Raw genomic sequence first — 22142 nt, 5'->3', positions numbered from 1 at the left:
AGTTACCTAGTAACTGGTTTTTTTTATGTTTAAAACTTATCTAAAGCTATAGAAAAATAAATATATAAATTGAAAAATAATCACTTGTGACATCTGTTTGAAATATTAAACACTTATTCTAATCCCGTATTAAAGCTCCTCTGGTTTTAATATAATTTTTCATGTTTTTCCGACGTCCTGTTGTACTCGCCGCAATATATTTTTTGCGGCTTTTTTTTGCCCAAAGTAAATTAAAAATCAATAGGTTAGTAAGCAAGTGAACGTAAAGGGGATTAACAATAATGCTAAAAATAGAGATAAAATACTTTGTCATAAAGTTGTAATTATTGGTTAATAAAACTGTCACACACCACCCCTAATATGTCATCAAAATTATTAATACATTACTGATGACTCAGGAGTAACCAATGAGCCAATCGTCACCAATATTTAAACTCTCAACAATGACACTTGCGATTATTTCTACATTAATGCCGGTTTCGTTGTTTGCAGCAGAAGATGATAAAAAAGCAGAAACTGAAGATTATATTGAAGAAGTGGTCGCCACAGGCACTCGCTTAAAAGGTAGCGCAGCCGCGGTTATTGAAGAAAGAAGAAATCAAGCTTTTGTGGCCGACATTATGGGTGCTGAGCAAATCTCACGTTCTGGTGATGGTGATGCTGCCGCCGCTTTACGTCGTGTGACTGGTTTAACCTTGGTGGATGGTAAGTTTATTTACGTACGAGGTTTAGGTGAACGTTATTCATCAACACAATTAAATGGCGCAGCGGTACCAAGCCCAGACCCAACACGCTCTGTTATCCCTTTGGATTTATTCCCAGCAGAGATCATTGAAGGACTTGCAGTACAAAAATCATATTCACCGTCAATGCCTGCCGCTTTTGGTGGTGGTAATGTGGATATTCGATTAAAGAGCATTCCAGATAGTCGAGTATTTAACTTCAGCGGTAAAATTGGTGGCAATAGTAATAACTTCGATGATGGATTAACCACAACGGGCAGTGATACTGACTGGATGGGTAAAGACGATGGCACTAGAGATGCACCTGCTTCGATAAGTCAATATTGGTCTCCTTTGGGTGAGGTATCACAATCATTAGATTACATATCGGCAGAAGACAGCTTGCAAGGTTTGCTTGACTTAAATCGCGACTTAACACCGAAAACTTCCAGTATTAACCCTAATGTTGGTTTTGATATCGCCTATGGTGATGTTTTTGACGCGGGCGACTTAGAGTATGGATTTTTAACAACGTTTGCTTATGACAACTCATGGCAGGTTGCAGAAGAGTATCAATTAGAGCAGTGGAGTTCGGTTGATACGGATGAAGGTAAACAATACACGTTTGTGCGTGGATATGACGATGTAACAACAACCAGCCAAATGGTTAAAACTTCTTATATGATCAACTTAGGGGCAAATTACAACAAAGCCCATGAGCTAAACCTAAATTACATCGTATTAAATGACACAGAAGATAAAGCCAAAAATAAATTTGGCCGCTCAAGCAATGTCTCACCATCAGAAAATAACGCCATCATAAACAGTAAAGAAGTGACGTACGAAGAGCGCTCATTAACCGCTTTACAGTTAAGTGGTCAACATACGTTTGCCGCGTTAAATTTGTTAGGACTAGATTGGATTTACTCTGACTCTGAATCTAACCGTTATGCACCGAGTGGTTTAGAAACAAGCTACGTTGTATCTGATAGAAATGAAGATGGTATTTACGATCCAGAAACTGAATCTTCGGTAAGACTTGGCCGTACCGCAGCTCGTTTTAATTTCCAAGACTTAGTGGATAACGTAGAGCATTTTTCTTTTAATGCGTCTTTGCCTATTTACTTATCTGGTTTAGAAATGGAATTCAAAGTAGGCGCGAGCATGGTGGACAAAACCCGTTCAGCAGATAACCGTCGATTTGATTTAGATACTCGAGCATTACCAAGTGGATTTGATTTAGACGGTAACGATCTTAATCAAGTATTATCTAACGACAAATTAGCGGATGCGAACCTATACCGTTCAGTGTTAAACGACACCACCATTGCGGGAGATTTATATACCGCAGAACAAAGCATAGATGCGTATTATCTTGAAGCTGATTTCTTTATTAATAATAAGTATCGTATTTCGGGCGGGGCGCGTTTCGAAGACTTTAGTCAAACCGCTTTACCTTATAATCCGTTTACCGGTGAAGTTGACTTAACCAACGATCAAGCCAGTGTCGAAGAGCTAACTTTCAGTGAAGACGGTGTGTACCCATCATTGGCGTTAACGTATTTGTTAAATGATGAAATGCAATTCAGAGCCAGTTTTGGACAAACGGTCGTACGCCCAGATTTAAGAGAGATCACGGCTGCAACCTATATTGACCCATTAACTGAATATCCAGTGCAAGGCACACCAGGGTTAAAAACCACAGATATGACCAACTTAGATTTACGTTGGGAGTGGTATATGCCAGCGGGTAATAATATATCGGTTGGGGTGTTTACTAAATCGTTAGATAACCCAATAGAAGCGGTGCAATCACCTGCGCAAGATGGGCCACCTCTTATCCGTATTGCCAATGGTGAAGAGGCAACCGTAACTGGGATTGAGTTTGAGTTTTTACAAGATCTTAATATGTTAAAAGGGGCATTAGGTGAATTTGCACAAAACTCATTTATGTCAGGAAACTTAACTTTAAGTGATTCAAAAATCACATTGGATAGACAAAATATTGTTGACCAAACCGGTGTATCTACCTCAATCACTAACCTTGAGCGTCGTTTAACAGGTCATTCAGAATATGTGGTTAATTTACAACTTGGTTATGACTCACCAAATGGTGAACATTTAGCTACCGTGGTTTACAACGTATTTGGTGAGCGAGTGATCATCGCTGGTATTGATGGTTTTGAAGATGCAATGGAACAGCCGTTTCACTCATTAGATGTGAATTACACTTATTTCCCTACGTTCTCTAGCCAGATTAAATTTAAGCTCACTAATATTTTAGACGAGCAAAAAGAGATCACCTTTGACGATGAACTATTACGTTCAACCACCAAAGGCATTGGCTTTAGCGTTAGCTATAAAATGGAATTTTAAGACAGAACTAAGACAAAACTAAGACAAAGATAAAAACGGCAAGGGATTTGACATCCCTTGTCCATTTATTCTTAAAACTGTCACGGTTCAGTCATTAATAATTAACAATATTGTCACCTTATTAACATGTTTGAACTATTAAATACTTCATTGTAAACAGTGATGTAACTAACAAATAAGCGGCAATTTATGCAAGTTGGAAATACAAAGATGAGATCTCAAATTAACCCTTCACCCGTCTCAACAATGGGCTTAAATACATCTATCAATCAAGTTGATATTGATGCGATTAAAGTGCATTTAACTCAACTTTTGCATAGACCGTCGACCACACCTAATGATGCCGGTTGCCAACAATACTTAAAACGTTATTTCAAAAGTTTAGGCATGTCTGTTGATGACTTCGAAGTGGAGGGCGTCAGTAACCTTATAGCTAAAATTGGATCAGGCTCAACTAGGATTGCATTTTGCGGTCATACCGATGTGGTACCTGCCCTTAATGTAGACTTATGGCATACAGAACCTTTTTCATTAGCCATACAAGATGACAAGTTTATAGGTCGTGGCATTGCCGATATGAAAGGGGCTGTAGCCTCAATGTTAACGGCTTTTGAACACGTTTTGTCATCATTAGATTTAGACAAATTTACCTTTTATTTTTTGATCACCAGTGATGAATTAGGTGATGCAGAATACGGCACCAAAGAAATAGTGTCTCGTTTAGCTCAAACTCAAGAGTTACCGCATTATTGCATAGTGGGTGAGCCAACAAGTGTTGAACAATCAGGTGATGTATTAAAAATTGGCCGTAGAGGTTCTATCTCTGCTGAAATCACCATTATTGGTAAACATGGACACGTTGCGTTTCCACAAAACGCTAAAAATGCATCCCATACTGCAGTCGTGATGGGTAAATGGTTAACTCAGCAGTCTTGGGATCAAGGTAGTGATGATTTTCCAGGCAGTCACTTAGAAATTACCGGAATACAAACCTGTGACGCTGGCGATAATGTAATACCAGGAGAGTGTCGTTTAACGTTTAATATCCGTTATAGTCATAAAGAAACGGAAGCCAATATTAAACAACGAATTGTTAATGGATTGGTACAGTTAAAGCAATTAACTAATGATATTTCTATTCGATGGTATCGTGCTTGTGAGCCTTATTATACATCGGGAGAAACCGCTAATAGCATGAACGACTCTGATGTTGTGAGTACTTCCCTTGACGGTTTAGTCGGTCAAAGTATATCAGACGGACAAAATATAAATGGCAGCCATTTGGCCAATAATGAATTTACGGAAGTAGGTGTAGGGGAAGGTAAAAGTCGAACCACAGTTACCTTACCAATAGACATTGATTTAGTGGCGGAAGTTGAACAAGCAATCTTTGATGTCACTAAACGTTTTCCACGTTTGTCTACCGCTGGTGGCACTTCTGGTGGTCGTTTTATCGCTAAAAGCGGTTGTCAGGTGATTGAGCTTGGATTACCAAGTCATAGTGTGCATCAAGTAAATGAATACGTAACAGAAAAAGACTTACTTGATTTAACGCATCAGTATGTTCAAGTGCTACAGCGAATGGCAGGCAAATAGCACGGCGAATGGCAGGCAAATAGCAACAAGCAATAACATGGTACTTCACAAGTCCCCGCGACATAGAAAACCTATGACTGGTAAAAATGTCAGTCATAGGTCTATTGTCATAAATCAGTCACATTTCTTAAATATACTCAACTCAACTTAGAAACAACTTAAGATTAATGGACGATGAGAATTTCAAGTTTAGTTAAAGTTACCTCGATAGGGATTTTAGCTGCAGTCGTATTGATGACACTTTCCACGGTATGGGCCAATATCAAACTAACCGACTCCGATCGAGTTTATGCAAAATACAGAACCATCTATCACGCTATTACGGTTAAACTTTACCGAGATGTACAAAGTTATCTAGTCACAGGGAATGCATTAAAATTAAGTGATGCTGAAACACAAGTAGATAATATTCTTAATGCGTTGGCTGAAGCTAATATAGACAAACAAATTAGCTCAAACCTCAATGATGAACTCAAAAGCCTCAAACTAAAAATGTCGGGTAAATACCGAGCTTTGGGTAAATTAAGTGGTAATGAACAAGCGTTATTAGAAAACGCTGAACGTAACTTATTAGATAGCATTGACAGTTTAGTGAGTTATGCGGAAGAAGGGGCCACTAATAATGAATTTGCCGCTAAACAATATTTAAGTCACGCTTCAAAACTCCTATATCAATTATACGATCTGACCAATACACGTCAGAGCTTTATGCGTGCTCAGTCAGAGTCAACAAAACAAAGCTTGATGAACATATTATCTGACACTAAGGAGCTAGCTGCTAAAATAGAATCTTTGCCGCTACTAGGTGTGTTTGCAGAAACGGATGAAGATGACTTTGGTTTGTTTATGGATGAAGAGGAAGAAAAAACAGATAAAGGCGAAGACTTAATATCTGAACTGCAAAGTTTATTAAACCGTTATCCAAAAGAATTAGCCAACACAACAATCATCATCGAACAACAAACGGCGTCCCTTGCTGAAATAAAACAAGACATTGACCGTTTAGAGTTATTAGCCAATGACGTTGAACAGGCGGTTTTTGAAAGTCGAGATCAAACGTATTCACAGGTGGCGGTGATTATAGCCTCTATGTTGGTATTGTTCTTAATTGGTTCAGCGATGAATTACTTAGTGATGTATAGGTTGGTGTTAACGCCATTACGATATTTACGTGACGCGTTCCATAATTTAGTAACGGCAGGTTCTATTGAACGTATTGATGATAAAGCCAGTACCGAGTTTGGTGAGATCGCTCGATTTTTTAATCAATTATTAGATAACGCTGAACGCGACAATGATAAAAAGTCGCAACAAATGAACATAGTTTCTCAGGCGTTAAACTCGTTAGAAGATGAAACACAACAGATCTCAAATGCGACAGTTAATACCCAGCAACAAGTGCAACAAGCACAAGATGTATTATCTAATTTGTCACAAATAAATCAGCAGCTAAATACTTTAGCGGGTGAAGTACAAGAAAATGCCAATCAAACAGTACAAGCTATGGTTTCTGGGCGTGAAGGTGCAAACCGAATGCAGCAAGCTAATCTGGAAACGGTCAATAAAATTAACTTAAGCAGTGGCACCTTAGAAGAGTTGGTCACTAGCGTAGATAAAGTTCAACAAGTGATGGATGTATTAAAGGCGATTGCTGATCAAACTAACTTGTTAGCATTAAATGCTGCAATTGAATCAGCAAGGGCAGGAGTGCATGGCCGAGGTTTTGCAGTTGTGGCTGACGAAGTACGTAAGCTGGCAATTAAAACTCAGGATTCTTTGTTTGATACTAGCCAAATACTGGATCAGTTAAATAATTTTAGTGGATTATTACAATCAAATATCAGTCAGATTTCATCTGCGGCTGAGCAACAAACCGTGCTCGCTACCGCGTTAATTGATACAACCAACTTGGTAGAACAAAAAGCGGTAAAATCATCAGATGTGTCTTTGCAAACCATGCAGTGTGCGAAGGAGCAACAAAGTGATTTTGAGACCTTCGCTAGCCTAATGCAACAAGTTGATATTATGGTGGAAAATGCTCGCCAACAGGCGATTACCGTTCAAGGTTCTGTGGCAGAACAGGGCCAACTAATTTCACAAACCTTTACCATTAAATAACCCAATTAGACTTATTAATCGCCCATTAATAAGTCTAATTTAAACAATTATTACATTGTCATTAAACTGACATTTAACCGAAACGGTATTGTCACATTCATCCTCTACTATCACCTCATTAACTTATGGGGTGAATACATGAAAACTATATCTAAAAAAGCATTATCAACTGCGGTTGCCACTGTACTTATGGGCGTTAGCGCTTTACCTGTACATTCAGCTGCGATTCAAAAAGTAATTTCAGCAAGTTCAGAAATAACCAATTCAGCGGCCAGTTCGCAACAGAAAATCGACAAAATTGCAGAGCAAGTCCAAGAAAAGTTAATGCAATTTAGAGCGATGGAAAAAGAAACGGCAGGTTTAGATATTTATAACGGCCAGATTCAAAAACAAATCAATAGCCAAATTGAAGAGATGGAACAGCTTAATAAAGACATAGATCAAGTGTCGGTGATTGAGCGTCAAATCACGCCGTTAATGTTACGCATGATTGATGGCTTAGAAAGTTTTGTTGCGCTTGATGTGCCATTTTTACCTACAGAACGTCAAGAACGTTTAACGTCACTAAAAACCATGATGGATAAAGCCGACATTGCAGTATCTGAAAAATTCAGACGTGTGATGGAAGCTTACCAAGTTGAAGTTGATTATGGCCGCAGTATCGAAGCTTACTCAGGTTTATTGGAGTTAGATGGCCAAGAACGCGACGTCGACTTTTTACGTATTGGTCGTGTAGCACTTATGTATTTAAGTCGTGACGGCTCATTAATTGGTCGTTGGGATAACGAACAAAAGTCATTTCAAGCACTAAGCCCTGATTATCGTATGCACATTACTAAAGGCTTACGTATGGCGAAAAAACAATTGGCACCAGACTTATTAACATTGCCAATCCCTGCACCAGTTTTGGTTTCTGCTAACACCGGGCTTTAACGGCTAATAAGAATATTGAATTTAAGGTAACAAAGATGAATGCATTAATGAAAAGCCTAGTAACCACATCGGCTTCACTATTATTAGTTTTAACTACTGCAATGCCAAGTTTTGCAGCAGACGAGAAAAAACCACTTGATTTAGACCAATTGTTAGCGCAATTACAAAACGGTAAAACACAGCAAAATCAAGAAAATAAAACTCGTGAGCAAGCGTTTTTACGTCAACGTGCTGAACAAGACAACATGTTAAAGCAGGCAACCACAACGCGCGATAACGCACTTAAATTGTCTGAAACATTAGAAACTAAATTTGAACAAAACGAATTCCAATTAGCGGATTTATCAGAAGCATTAAATAAAAGAATGGGCTCGTTAAAAGAGTTGTTTGGTGTTTTACAGCAAGTGTCTGGTGATGCTAAAGGTAAAATGCAAACTTCAAACGTATCGGCTCAGTTTCCTGGTCGTGATGTGTTTTTTGAACAATTAGCGCAAAGCATGGGTGGCAGTTCTAAACTGGCGTCTATTGAGCAAATTGAAACGGTGTGGTTTGAACTGCAACGTGAAATGACTGAACAAGGTAAAGTGGTAAAATTTAAAGCGGATGTTGTTGAAGCCAATGGTAATAAAGTAAACAAAGAAATCGTACGAGTTGGTGCATTTGCGTTGGTATCACAAGGTCAGTACTTAGAACTAAATCCGACGACAGGAACCTTATCTGAATTAGTACGTCAGCCAGCTTCTCGTTTTAACGACAGTGCGGCAAATTTACAAGCAAGTACAGATCAAGTAGTCCCTTTTGCTCTAGACCCAACAGGCGGTTCAATTTTAAGCCTATTAGTACAAGCGCCAAATATTGAAGAACGTATCGACCAAGGTGGCACGGTTGGCTACATCATCATCGCAGTTGGTTTGATTGCTTTCTTAATTGCATTAGAACGTTTTGTATCACTTGCACGCATAAACCATAAAGTAAAACGCCAATTAAAAGAAGTTGAACCTAACGAAAACAACCCACTAGGACGAGTATTAAAAGTAAATCAGCAATACCCTGACGTAGCTTATGAAACCCTTGAACTTAAATTAAGCGAATCGATTCTTCGTGAAATGCCACTGATTACTAAAAACCTAACACTAATCAAGATTGTGTCTGTGATAGCTCCTCTACTGGGTCTTTTAGGTACGGTAACGGGCATGATCAATACGTTCCAAGCAATCACCTTGTTTGGTACAGGTGACCCTAAATTAATGGCTGGAGGCATCTCAACGGCATTAATGACAACGGTACTAGGTTTAGTGGTAGCGATACCAACAGTGGTACTTTCAAGCATGTTAAATACGCGTAGTAAAAACATCATGCTTATCTTACAAGAGCAAAGTGCAGGCATTATTGCGGAACGTTCTGAGCAACAATTAGAGCGTCGCCAAAATATGAAAGTAGCTAGCAAAAACAACCAAGTAGCTTAAGGGGAATAACATGGTTTTATTCACTGAAACCATAGAGGCCATACGTGAGTTCATGGACACCGGTGGTGTTGTTCTCACGGCCATTGCCATTATGATTTTCTTAATGTGGTTGTTGATATTGGAGCGTATTTTATACGCTCTAAACGGCCACAAAGAAGTAAGCGCGGCACTAATAAAAAATTGGCAAGCCAGAACAGAAAGAATGTCTTGGAATGCAGAGCAAATACGTCAAGCCTTTGTAGCAAGAGCGCAAATGCGCTTAAACAAGAACTTAACCCTAATCACGACGTTAGTGGCTCTGTGTCCTTTAATGGGACTGTTAGGAACCGTAACGGGAATGATAGAAGTATTTGATGTTATGGCAATCAGTGGAAGTGGTAATGCTCGTTCAATGGCCAGTGGAGTGTCTAAAGCAACGATACCAACGATGGCCGGCATGGTTGGCGCATTGTCAGGAGTATTTGCTAATTCATGGTTACAACGTAAATCAAAACGTGAAATTGAATTATTAGAAGATAAGTTAGTGTTAGATATTCAACATTAATTTGACCAGCCTAATCAGAGAATAAGAGAACAGATTATGAGAGCGCCATTAGCAAGTTTATTACAAGAAGAAGAGCAAGAAGAGATCAACTTAACGCCAATGTTAGACGTTGTATTTATCATGCTTATATTTTTTATCGTTACCGCTTCATTTGTGAAAGAAGCGGGTATCGATGTTAATCGTCCAGAAGCAGCAACGGCGGTTAAAAAAGAACGTGCCAGTATCTTAATTGCAATATCGGATAAAGGTGAGATTTGGATCAATAAACGTCGTGTGGATATTCGTGCGGTACAAGCAAATGTTGAACGTTTAAAAGCGGAGAACCCACAAGGTTCAGTCGTTATTCAAGCGGATAAAAAATCAACCACAGATACCTTAATTAAAGTGATGGATGCGTCGCGTGCGGCAGGTGTCTTTGACGTATCAATTGCTGCAGATGATGGTAATTAAAAAGGCGTATAATTGTGAATTTAGCTGAACAGAAATATCCAGTTTTTCAAAGATACATCATCGCTTTAGCACTCGCAGGTACGGTAACGCTTGGTTTGTTATATGGCATGCAAGCGTTGATCAAAACCAGTGGATCAGCGTTAACTGACCCAGCTAAAGGTAATGTACTAGATTTCATCCGTTTAAAACAAGATGAAACGGTACAGAAAAAAGAACGTAAACCGAAAAAGCCACCAAAACCACAGGAGCCACCACCGCAAATGACTCAGCCTCAGTTGGCATCAGATGCAGTAAGTGCGAACACTTCAGGTTTTGATTTTAGTGCGAATGTAAATGCCAATACGTCAATCGGCAATGGCTTAGCACTAGATGTCAGTGATGGTGAGTATTTGCCAATTGTAAAAGTTGCACCGGTTTATCCACGTCGTGCGTTACAGCGTGGTATTGAAGGGTATGTGATTGTCGAATTTATGGTTGATAAAACTGGAGCTGTGAAAAATCCAGTGGTTATCGAAGCCAATCCAGAAGGTTTATTTGACAGGGCGGCAATGGATGCAGCACTTAAATTTAAATATAAACCGAGAGTGGTGAACGGTGCCGCTACGGAAGTATCCGGTGTGCAAAACCGTATTACATTTGAAATGGCCAAATAACCACGCGCTATTTCTTATTAATAAAGTATTAGGTTAAAAGTAGTTAGGATTAATCATGAAAGTATTGTTTATACGTACCACATTAGCGTGTGCCATTACGTTAACCTCGAGCTTGTTCAGTGTATTGCCTGGTATTGACATGTCTTATGTACAGGCATCTGAAGACACAAATAAAGTTGAGAAAAAACGTAAACGCACGCCAGCGTTAGGGGCAAGAGTTTACAGCCAACTAGCTAGGGCTCAAGAGGTTGCTGATGCCGGTGACATGCAAGCAGGGTTAGATATCTTAGACCAAGTTAAATCTAAGTCTTCTAGTCTTAACAGTTATGAGCGAGCCATGTTGCATAACTTTTACGGATTTATTTATTACAACGCGGGCAAAACCGAACAAGCGATTGCGGAGTTTGAACAAGTAGTGGCACAAGATCCCATTCCAGAATCATTGGAAAAGGGCACGTTGTTTTCGTTAGCGCAGTTGTCAATGGCAAGTGGGAATTACGGTAAAACCATTTCATTTTTAGACCGATGGGATGAAGTTAACCAAGGATTAGCGCCAATAAATAATAATGTATTAAGAGCGCAAGCATCATATCAATCAAAAGATTATAAAAATGCTGCTAAATATATTGAAAGCGTTATCACGCAAGCTGCGGAGCAAGAAACTGAAGCGGAAGAAACTTGGTATATCTTGCAACGTGCTGTGTATTTTGAGTTAAAAGATAATAAAAAAGTTACTGCAATTTTAGAGCAAATGGTGCGCTTGTTTAATAAACCGGAATATTGGCTGCAACTTGCAGGTATGTATGGCGAATTAGAGCAAGAAGATAAACAGCTCGCGGTAATGGAAGCGGCTTACCAACAAGGTTATGTGACGCAAAAATCAGAGTTGATGACTTTATCGCAAATATATTATTTTAATGGATTACCTTATAAAGCGGCTAAGGTATTGAGCCAAGGTATAGAGCAAAAAATAATAGAAAAAAATGCTAAGAACTTAAAGTTTTTAGCCCAGTCTTGGCAGGGAGCCAAAGAAGCGGACAAAGCAATTGCGGTGCTTAATCAATTGGCCAGTATAACCGATGACGGAAATGCAGATGTAAATATAGCTGAGATATATTTACAACAAGGTAAATCTGAGTTGGTAATTAAACATGCAGAACAAGCAATCACGAGAGGCAAACTGAACAATAGTGGTAATGCATATTTGGCATTAGGTATGGCTAACGTGAACCTTAAACAACTTGATTCAGCACTTGAAGCGTTTAAATCGGCGAAAGAAATCCCGAGTTCTCAACGTATGGCTACACAGTGGTTAAAGTTTGTTGAACAAGAACAGCAAAATATTAAACAACTCGCTGCTTTAAAATAGGTCACTAGTTCAATAAAAAAACCTAGAAGAACTCTAGGTTTTTTTGTTGATATCCACTGAGTCTGGATTAACTACTGGTTTTTTTAACCAGTTAGAAACGGTATTTCGAAAGCCAGTTACTTCCAAAGGCTTCATAATAAAATCATCCATTCCTGCTTGAATACACGCATCCTTATCTCCAGCCATTGCGCCGGCTGTCATCGCAATGATCACTATAGATGAGTTATCAGAGCCAGCTTGTCCTTTTCTTATTAATTCAGTCGCTTGAAAGCCGTCTAATACAGGCATTTGGCAATCCATTAAAATAAGGTCGAATTTGTTATCTGAGTTATTTAATAAATCTATCGCTTCTTGACCATTTGCTGCTGAAGTTATTTCTATAGGAAGAGACTCTAACAACCCTGCTGCGACAATTCTGTTAATCTCATTATCATCAACTATCAGTACCGAATGTTGGTTAGTCACATTTATTTTTTTATTGCTTTTAACGGTTGGTGCCTTTGTGATTTCATGGGTAAAAATGGAATCAACAATATTGGCAAACTGATATGGCAAAATTGGGCTTTCTGCTATTTCAAAGTGCACGTCGGTTACATTTGAATCAAATGGTGATGTAGGGTTTTGTAATATGATTAATTTACAGTTGTTTTCTGACTCACAAAATTGAGAGTAATCTTCAATATGTGTATTAAAAACTTCACTATCAACCAGCATTAAATCAGGTGCCGTTGCGTTATGAATATGTTCCTCAGCTTGTCGTTTATTTAGTAAATACACTTCAGCTTGCCAGTTTTTAAGTTGGCTTAAAAGGGCGTCATAAGGTGTTGAACTGTTACTGATCAATATAATTTTCTTACCTAACAATTTTGCACTTGATAATGGGCTTGTTCGTTTTGAAAGTAATTTTGATTGAATTGAAAAGGTAAACGTGCTGCCCACGTTTTCTTCACTTTTAACGCTGATAGTGCCGCCGAGTAGCTTAGTTAATTTTTTCGAGATAGATAAGCCTAAACCCGTTCCACCATATTGTTTATCTGTACTTGCCGTTGCTTGTGTAAATGGTTGAAATAACTTGTTTTGTTGAGCTTTACTCATCCCTATGCCGTTATCTTTAACATTGATAATACATTCTACAAGTTCAGGGTTTTGATCATTTAACTGGGTATGAGCAGAGACCAGAATTGTGCCTTCATCAGAAGTAAACTTAATCGCATTACCGATTAAATTGATTAACACTTGTTTAATTCTGTAATCGTCACTGACTAAATACTCGTGTTTCACATCACGCCAATCAAAACGTAAATCAATATTCTTTTCTTTGCACTTGATGGACATGGTTTCTATTACAGAACTGATTGTTTGGATGATATTAAACTCATCTAATTCTATATCTAATTTCCCAGACTCAATTTTAGATAAGTTTAACAAGTCATTAATCAGTACGGTTAAATTAGTAATGCTGCTTTTGGCTAACTTTACATAATTTATTTGTTTGGCTGACAAAGGGTCATTGCTTATTAACTCTAACATACCTGCTATGCCATTTAATGGTGTACGTATCTCGTGGCTAATATTGGCAACAAAAGCACTTTTAGATTGGTTGGCATTGACCGCTTCTTTAGTGGCAATTTCTAATTGTTTGGTGCGTTGTTGAACTTCAACTTCTAGTGATTCGTTATGATTAAGGATCTTCAGTTCATTGGTTTTAGATTCTGTGATGTCTCTAATTATCGCTGCTACGGAACTCGCTGATTCGGAGTCATGTGGGAATACTGGTGACAAACTCACCGAATAATATATTGGTTCTGCTTCATCGGACGTATTTATTACCTCATACAATGCGGGTTGTTTTTTGCTTATTACTTCACTCAATTGTTTTTTTGAAATTAAGTACTTCTTTTCAGTGACACCTATGACTTGGTTAATACCTTTAGTCAGAGCCATGTCTGAATTTAAACCAAATAAGTAAGTGGCTGACTCATTCCAACTTAAAATTTTTCCAGTTAAGTCAATGTTAATTATCGCATCAGATGAGCCTGAAATGATAGCTTCATAGCGGGATTGATTATCGTATAAACGTAAGATTTTATTAATATACCTTTGGTAAAATACTGCAAGTATAAAAAACAAAACAAATAGTGAACTGATGATAATCAAAACAAATTCACGTTGATCTTGCCAAATTTGGTTTATGTTATTTTCTGCCACTGCTCCAACTATATTTAAACTTCGAAAGTCGCGAAGGGACAGTCGTACATTTTTTCCATACATATAGTATGGCTTTTGGTTGAAAAGCACTTCGTGGATTGTTTCGTCGTTAATTAATTTGGTTGTATTGGTTAGTTTTGACCAAGTTGCATCATGGTTATCTAGTTCAAATCCAAAGGTCATCGCCTCGTTTTTGGCGCTAACAAAGTAACCGTCAGTATTTAATAAATATAAGTTAAAGTCTGATTTGGAATATTCATGTTGTAATTGAGCTAACAGCGATGTGGCATCTATGTTTAATATTAGAAAACCAAAAAATTGATACTCTTCGTCGAAAATAGGTCTGGCGACTCGGTAGGTAGGCCAAATGGGATCTTCAATGATCCCATATTCACGGTTTAATGTGATATCCGAAATGTAATCTTCGTTGATATGTAATTGTTCAATGGCTTTATAATAATCAGTTTCCTGCTTATTTTGTAATAAACCATCAGATAAAATGACAACTTTATTATCTTGCCGTTCTACTCGAACGAGCTCTCTTCCTGAATTCAGTTTTGTAATGTATCTAATTTGTCTAATTTCTGGATTGTTAGTGATAAAAGCTGAAAAAATAGTTTCTAATCTGTTTTTCCATTGTTTGGTCGTAGTGCCGTCAAATGGGTCGATACCCTGATTATTTATTGCTCGAGTAATTCCTTGAACTGGTGGGGTAGAGAATAAAAAATGTAACATGGCTTTATTTTCAATAAAGCGCTTGTTTAAAAAGTCATGAGTAGACTCTGTTTTAATCTCTAACTCATGCAGCAAATCGGCTTTTATTTCTTGCTTGGCTAAGTGACCATATATGGCGTAAATAATTATACAAATTAAAGCAAAGCCACCAATAGTTAGCGGTAATAATTTGTTGTATTTACTTATTGAAACATTGACTGCTTGGGACATAACTAATGCTCACTTGTTTGCTGAACAGAGGTTTTTAAAAATGCTAAAAAATCGTCAGAGGATAAAGGTCTACTGTATAAATAACCTTGACCTTTAGAACAACCTAAATCGGTTAAGGCGGTAACTTGTTCTTCAGTTTCAACACCTTCAGCGACAACATCAAGTGATAAAGAATGGCCTAAAGAGATGATGGTTTTAACTATTTCATAATCGTGTTTATTGTTTAACATATCTTTAACAAACGACATATCCACTTTCATGGTATCGACATCAAATGTTTTTAAATAAGACAGGCTTGAATATCCAGTGCCAAAATCATCAATGGAAATGTTAATCCCTAAGTTTTTTAGTATAACCAGCTTCGCTTGAGTTTCATTAATGTCACCCATTAATGAAGTTTCGGTTATTTCTAATTCTAAGTATTGTGGAGGTAATTGCGATGTACTTAACACATCGGTAATTACACTCTCAAGTTCAGAGCCGGTGAATTGAGTGGCTGCAATGTTAACTGAAACACAAATTGGCGTGCCCGAAGCAAGCCACTTAGCGGCTTCGGTACACGCTTTTAGTAAAACTTGATTGCCCAACGCGCCAATTAAATTTGATTCTTCAGCAATTGGTATAAAATCAATAGGGGAGATAAAATTGCCACTTTCATCGACCATCCTCACTAACGCTTCAGCACCAACGATAGCTTTGGTATGTAAATTAAACTTGGGTTGATAGACAACAACTAATTCATCATTAGTAATAGCGTGACGCAGTTTCAATTCAAGTGCATGGCGTTGCAATAAACCTTCTTCTAATTTACCAGAGAAAAAGCAGAAGTGATTGCGACCTTCTTTTTTAGCGCTGTACATAGCAACATCGGCATGCCTAATTAACTCTTCGGTATCAACGGCGTCATCAGGAAATACACTGACGCCAACACATACTGATACGTTATAAGGCGTGTTTTCCAAAGTATACGATTGATGCATAACAGAAACTAATTTGGATGCTAAGCTTAATGCTGGTTCGATAGTATTAATTTCATCCATTAAAATCACAAATTCATCGCTGCTATTGCGAGCTAAAGTATAAGATGGGGGTAATAAAAATTTAATTCTATCGGCAATCTGACAGATCAGTAGGTCACATAATTGGTGTCCAATGGATTCATTTAAGTATTTAAAATTTTCAATCCCTAACAATAATACGGCGACTTTTTCTCTTTTTCTTTGTGCGTTTTGTATGGCGACGGTTAAACGGTCTTGTAACAAAATACTATTCGGAAGATCGGTAAGTTGGTCATAATTTGCCAAATGACTCATTTTTAGTGCCAGCGCCGTCGCTTCACTTACATCATGGAAAACGATAATAGCGCCAATTGTTTCACCCGCTGCATTATTGATAGGTGCCGCGGAGTCCTCAACCGAGTAAACATTAAGCGTGTGCGAAAGTAACTCACTATTGAGTGCCATTCCAGCTATACGTTTCTCACTTAACGCGATATAAATAGGGTTTAATAACGGTTCTTTTGAATTTGAATCACGAAGTAACATGACCTCTTCAATTTTGATATGTGAATCTTTCTTAAAGTGCCAACCTGTCATTCTTTCTGCAATTGGATTCATAAAGGTTATATAGCCTTTAGTATCTGTCGCTATAACGGCATCACCTATGGACTCTAGAGTAATTCGTAGTCTTTCTTTCTCATAAAACAAGGCTTGTTCAGCATGTTGTAATATCTTTGATTGTGAGACTAGTTTTAACTGATTTTTCACCCTCAAGTGGCAAATTTTAGGATCAAAAGGTTTGGTAATGAAATCAATAGCGCCTTGAGCTAATGCTAACTCTTCAGCATCTGGCTGATCAACACCAGTGATAAATATGATTGGGATAGCCAGTGTAACTGGGTTGCTTTTGAGTTCTTTACAGACTTGCCATCCATCCATTTCTGGCATAGCAATATCTAAAATAATGATATCAGGACTCATTTTATTAGCCATGGCTAAGCCTTCTATCCCACTTAACGAAAAATGAATGTCGGCTAAATCGGATAAAGAATTTTGCAAAAACAGGACGTTTTGCAGGGAATCATCGATGATTAATATTTTCTGAGTTTCTAAGTATTGAGGCGATTTAAACATTGCTACACCTTCCGTGAGTAACCTTAGTTAAGCAAAACATGCAAAAACCATTTAATTAAGAACAATTATTTAAAATTAATCATAGCCTATTTTATTTATTTGACTATGATTAATTTAAATTTTTCATTTTTAAAATCAAAGGACTAATTACAAATGAGCCAAGGGAAATTAACCGGGGTAACGACGTCTATTAACCCTTTACTTGTTAGATTTTTTGTCGTTTCCATCATTATTTTCTTGAGTGGGTTATATGTTGCGGTTTCGTCTGAAAAGAACACTGTAAGCCAGAATAAATCCAAAATTAATGAACAAATAAATAAAGAGTTGGCTGCAGTTTCTGCAGATATCCTATCTGAATTGAGTAAGTACGAGCAGGCCTTGCATGGATTACGAGGCACTATCAATACGGTCAAGTTAGAAGACTTTACTCATAAACACCATCAGGAATACTTTCGCAGTCGAGATTATAAAAATGAATTCCCAGGATCCAGAGGTTTTGGTGTTATTAAAAAGGTGGAACAAGACGAACTTGCCTCATTTTTGAAAAATGCAGCAAAAGATAGAGATGGAAAGTTTGAATTAAAACAATTAGATAATCCACAAGACCCATTATTCATAATTCAATATATAGAACCGGAGAAAGACAATCTCCAAGCAATAGGTTTGGATATTGGCTCTGAACATAACAGACGAATGGCAGCGATAAAAGCTGCGATCTCTAACACAACTCAGTTGACCGGCCCTATAACGTTAGTGCAAGCAGATAGTAAAGTTAAACATGGCTTTTTATTATTGTTGCCAATTCAAAATGCCCGAGAGGCGAACGTAAACGAAAAAAGTGATTTTATCGCTTGGGTGTATTCTCCTTTATTAATTAGTGAAATTTTAGATTCTGTATCTAGCTTAAATGCTAACTTTCAAATTAGTATTTCAGATGTATATTTAAAACAAGAAACCAACTTTTATAATTCTGAGACAGACTCAGAAATTAACAAACGATTTAAATTAACCAACAGCTTAGATGTCTTTGGTAGAAAATGGCTAATCACATTATCTCCAACCATAAATTATATTGATTCTTTAGAGCTCACTCCTCCACAGTTAATTCGTAATCAAATCATACTTATCTCATTACTTTTGTCGATTTTTGTGTTTTTTATTGGCCGCACGTTATCCAAACGGTTTGAGTCAATCACTCGTAAATTAAGTTATGCAGCAGTTGTTGAAAATACCAGAGAGTCAATAATCGCAGTTGATAAAGACTTTTTAGTCTTACATTGGAATCACGCTGCAGAAGACTTATTTAACAAGTTTCAACACCTTGAAAAGACAAAATCTGAGACCTTGTTGGAGTGGTTAAAGCCATACATAAAACAGTCAGAATTAGTCAGTTACTTTAAACAAGTGAGTCGTGGTGAATCTATTTTAAACTTACCTTTTTTTGTTAAAAACGCCGAAAGTGAAACAACAAAACAATTACAAATAAGTTTAATTCCTTTAATGAAAAACGGTTCGTTTTTAGGGGCGACGGTGAGTATCAGTGATATCACCAAACTTATTCAATTACAAAACGACTTAAAAATAAAAAATGAATTGTTAGAACAACAGGTGACGGTTAAATCGGGTGAGGTAATACGCAGATCTCAGTTTCAAAGTAGTGTTTTAAATAGCAGTCAAACAGCAATTATTGCTACCAATATGGACGGCGTAATTTCGTTGATAAATCGAAGTGCACAGGATTTGTTAAAACTCAATGAAAAAGACACTGTAGACTGTTTAAATATTATTGAACTAATACAATCTACCTTCTTCGATAACGATGAACATTCCAATTTTTCAGAATGGGTTGCCAAGTTATTGGAAGATAACGCTTCAACGTTGGTCACATTTTGTAATCATAATATTGATTTAGATGTTCCTATTGAATTGACCACCACAACTATTTTAGATGAGTTTGGCAAAGAAAGTGGTTATGTATTTTTAGCTGAAGATATTCGCGAAACTCTGTCGTTAAAACGCCACGTCTCTTTGATAAATAGTGCCTTAGATAATTCTCAAGATGTCCTGTTATGGTTAGATCCGCAAGGGCATATTGTTCATTTAAATAACTATGCAAATATCCAATTAGGTTATACAAACACTTCTATTCAATATCAATCAATCAATGAAATTATCATTTATAAAGAAGATGAATCTTGGGAAGCCCTTAAAAATAATATAGACGTTAATAACAGGATCAGTTTAGAGCGTTCATATCAACAAGGTAACGGTCAAACTATACCTATGCTTATCTCTTGCTGTAAATTGATGATAGATGATGATGTATTTTATTATTTAGCGGGTAAGAATATTTCGCTTAGGTTGATTGAAGAAACGAAATTAAAAACGGCCTTATCTAATGTAGATGCCGCGAGTAAGTCCAAATCGACCTTCATATCAAAAATGAGCCATGAGTTAAGAACCCCACTTAATATTGCCAATGGCATGTTACAAATGTTGGAATTGACCGTACTAACTGACATACAACGCACTAGTGTTGATGGTGCTAAACAATCCATGAAACATTTAACTTACATCATCGATGACATTATGGATTTGAGTGATGCGGAGCGTGGGTTATTAACATTAGAAAAGACAGAATTTGTATTTGATGAAGTGTTAGACGATATAGGTTTCCACTTATCCAACTTGATTGGCGATAAACCTTTAGAAGTTCACTTTGACATGGATGCCGATGTACCTTTAATTTTGCTTGGCGATGAGAAAAAATTACGCCAAGTTATCCTAAATATAGCCGCGAACGCAGTTAAATTTAGTTTAGAAGGTGAGGTCATCATTCGAATTAGTGTAGAGCGTTTAGAAGATAATAAGGTAACCTTATTATTCTCCATTACCGATTCTGGCATAGGTATCGAGCCAGAAAAATTGGCGAAAATTTTTGAGTTATTTTCTCAGTCTGATGATTCTAGTGCTCGTCACTATGGTGGTTTGGGTGTCGGTTTATCAATAGCCCATCAATTTGTAAATTTAATGGGTGGCGAGTTGACCGTCGTCAGTAAAAAAGGCGTTGGCTCCACATTTAGTTTTAACATCGATTTAGTGGAAGTCGACTCACCAAATAGTCTAATACCCGTTAGCATTAATAAGTCGCTGAATGTACTCTTGGTCGACGACAATATTACGGCCTTAAATGTGTTAGGTAACACAATTAAGTTACTCGGATGGCAAGCATCTGTCGCTTCGAATGCGGAAGATGGATTAAGGTTATTCCAGCAAGCGATAGACAATAATAAAGCGTTTGACCTAGTTTTAGTTGACTGGAAAATGCCTGATGTAGATGGTTGGCAATTGGCTGAAAAAATAAGGGCAATCACGCCAGCTGGCAATATCCCATTGGTGATCATGGTATCTGCATTAAGTCGACAACGGTTAGCGGAAAAAGCGGCGGAATCAAAATCATTGTTAAATGGGTTTATTTCTAAACCGGTAACCCGAACTATGTTAGTTGAAGCGATTACCGATGCAGTCAGCGCTTCTCAGCATAATGTTCAAATTCAAAAAGTAACAAAAAAGGAGAAGTCGTTATTTAATAAACGAATTTTAGTGGTCGAAGATAATCCAGCCAATCAATTAATCGCTAAAACTCTATTAGAGAGTCAAGGTGCTATAGTTGTCGTAGCAAGTGGTGGATTGATAGCTTTAGAAGAATTAAATAACCATACGTTTGATTTTATCTTAATGGATATCCAAATGCCGGATTTGGATGGATATGAAACCACACGACGTATTAGAGCGCATGAACAGTATTTAACCTTGCCTATTTATGCGATGACAGCGAATGTTTCAGATAAGGATATTGCGTTGTGTTTTGAAGCAGGGATGGATGGTCATATAGCTAAACCTTTTCAAATTAATAAAGTCGTTGAAATTATCCTAGCGGCTACGTCCGGTGCGAATACTTTAACCAGTGTGGCAATAGCCAATAAAAAATTACAAGACTGTCTAACTGATGAAGCAATTGAATACTGTGTTAATAAAAACATAGATATTGAAAATAGCTTAGCAAGGTTTAATTATTTAAATGACTTATACAAACGTTCATTAGTGTTATTTCTAGATGACCTTAATGTTGAGTTAATCAAGTTAAGTGCATCTGTTAATAAGCGAATAGAGCAGGATGAGTTTATACTTTTTCACACGTTGAAAAGTACCTCAGAAAGTTTAGGTTTTAAACAACTTAGTGAATTAACAAAAGAAATAGAACATCAGATTGAACAAAAAGTCTTTGAAAGTGATGACAAACTGTCGAAATCACAATTTGCAAACGTGTATCAGTTGATGAAACAAACGGCCGATGACGTGCAAGGGTTATTACATTTATTGTTGCCAAATAAAGAGTCTGACAAATCAAAATTGACGGTTAATTTTGAAGACGTATTTTCCAGTTTGTATGAAGATGTTTTAGAGTTCAACCTTAATGCAATTGATACTTATCATAAAATAGAAGAACCGTTAAAATCCATTTCTAAACCACTTAGTGAAAAGTTAGTTGCATGTTTGAATAAGTTACAATTTAATGAGGCTAAATTGCATTTAGATGCGTTAAAAAAGCTATTAATGGAAGAGTAGT

The 22142-nt window shown here is 37.2% G+C and carries 12 protein-coding genes; 10 read left to right on the top strand and 2 right to left on the bottom strand.

The features are described 5' to 3' along the window. Positions 1-407 precede the first annotated feature (407 nt). The 9 genes from KO505_RS06085 (at position 408) to KO505_RS06045 (ending at position 12227) form a co-directional block, all read left to right on the top strand. Complete coding sequence (locus KO505_RS06085) at positions 408-3098, top strand: TonB-dependent receptor domain-containing protein (RefSeq protein ID WP_216054555.1); 2691 nt, start codon at positions 408-410, stop codon at positions 3096-3098. Between the two features lie 210 nt (positions 3099-3308). Continuing rightward, positions 3309-4694, top strand: a complete 1386-nt coding sequence (gene dapE, locus KO505_RS06080; protein ID WP_216054554.1) for a succinyl-diaminopimelate desuccinylase — start codon at positions 3309-3311, stop codon at positions 4692-4694. Between the two features lie 174 nt (positions 4695-4868). Beyond that, a complete protein-coding gene (locus KO505_RS06075; protein WP_216054553.1) occupies positions 4869-6812 on the top strand; it encodes a methyl-accepting chemotaxis protein in 1944 nt (647 codons plus the stop codon). A gap of 138 nt (positions 6813-6950) precedes the next feature. Next, complete coding sequence (locus KO505_RS06070; RefSeq protein ID WP_216054552.1) at positions 6951-7745, top strand: DUF3450 domain-containing protein; 795 nt, start codon at positions 6951-6953, stop codon at positions 7743-7745. A 35-nt stretch (positions 7746-7780) separates the two neighbouring features. After that, entirely contained in the window at positions 7781-9211 is a 1431-nt protein-coding gene (locus KO505_RS06065; RefSeq protein ID WP_252731660.1) for a MotA/TolQ/ExbB proton channel family protein, read from the top strand. Positions 9212-9221: 10 nt separating this feature from the next. Continuing rightward, positions 9222-9755: a MotA/TolQ/ExbB proton channel family protein gene (locus tag KO505_RS06060; protein WP_216054551.1), complete on the top strand. Its 534-nt coding sequence runs from the start codon at positions 9222-9224 to the stop codon at positions 9753-9755. A gap of 36 nt (positions 9756-9791) precedes the next feature. Then, a complete protein-coding gene (locus KO505_RS06055) occupies positions 9792-10205 on the top strand; it encodes a biopolymer transporter ExbD (RefSeq protein WP_216054550.1) in 414 nt (137 codons plus the stop codon). A 107-nt stretch (positions 10206-10312) separates the two neighbouring features. Beyond that, positions 10313-10858: an energy transducer TonB gene (locus tag KO505_RS06050; RefSeq protein ID WP_216054581.1), complete on the top strand. Its 546-nt coding sequence runs from the start codon at positions 10313-10315 to the stop codon at positions 10856-10858. Between the two features lie 55 nt (positions 10859-10913). Further along, positions 10914-12227 carry a tetratricopeptide repeat protein gene (locus KO505_RS06045; protein WP_216054549.1) on the top strand — a complete coding sequence of 438 codons (1314 nt, stop codon included), beginning with the start codon at positions 10914-10916 and terminating at the stop codon, positions 12225-12227. 33 nt (positions 12228-12260) lie between these two features. Here the strand turns inward: KO505_RS06045 and KO505_RS06040 are convergent, their stop codons facing one another. Together KO505_RS06040 and KO505_RS06035 are read right to left on the bottom strand one after the other, a co-directional pair. After that, positions 12261-15380: an ATP-binding protein gene (locus tag KO505_RS06040; protein WP_216054548.1), complete on the bottom strand. Its 3120-nt coding sequence runs from the start codon at positions 15378-15380 to the stop codon at positions 12261-12263. Positions 15381-15382: 2 nt separating this feature from the next. After that, positions 15383-17512: an EAL domain-containing protein gene (locus tag KO505_RS06035; protein ID WP_216054547.1), complete on the bottom strand. Its 2130-nt coding sequence runs from the start codon at positions 17510-17512 to the stop codon at positions 15383-15385. Positions 17513-17665: 153 nt separating this feature from the next. Between KO505_RS06035 and KO505_RS06030 the strand changes: the two genes are divergently transcribed. Continuing rightward, the gene (locus KO505_RS06030) at positions 17666-22141 is read left to right on the top strand and encodes a response regulator (protein WP_216054546.1); all 4476 of its coding nucleotides are present in this window, start codon (positions 17666-17668) and stop codon (positions 22139-22141) included. Position 22142 lies beyond the last annotated feature (1 nt).

The sequence above is a fragment of the Psychrosphaera sp. F3M07 genome (assembly GCF_018860345.1).
GTDB lineage: Bacteria > Pseudomonadota > Gammaproteobacteria > Enterobacterales > Alteromonadaceae > Psychrosphaera > Psychrosphaera aquimarina.
The sequence above is the reverse complement of the archived record's forward strand: the minus strand, read 5'-3'. Positions and strand labels throughout refer to the sequence as shown.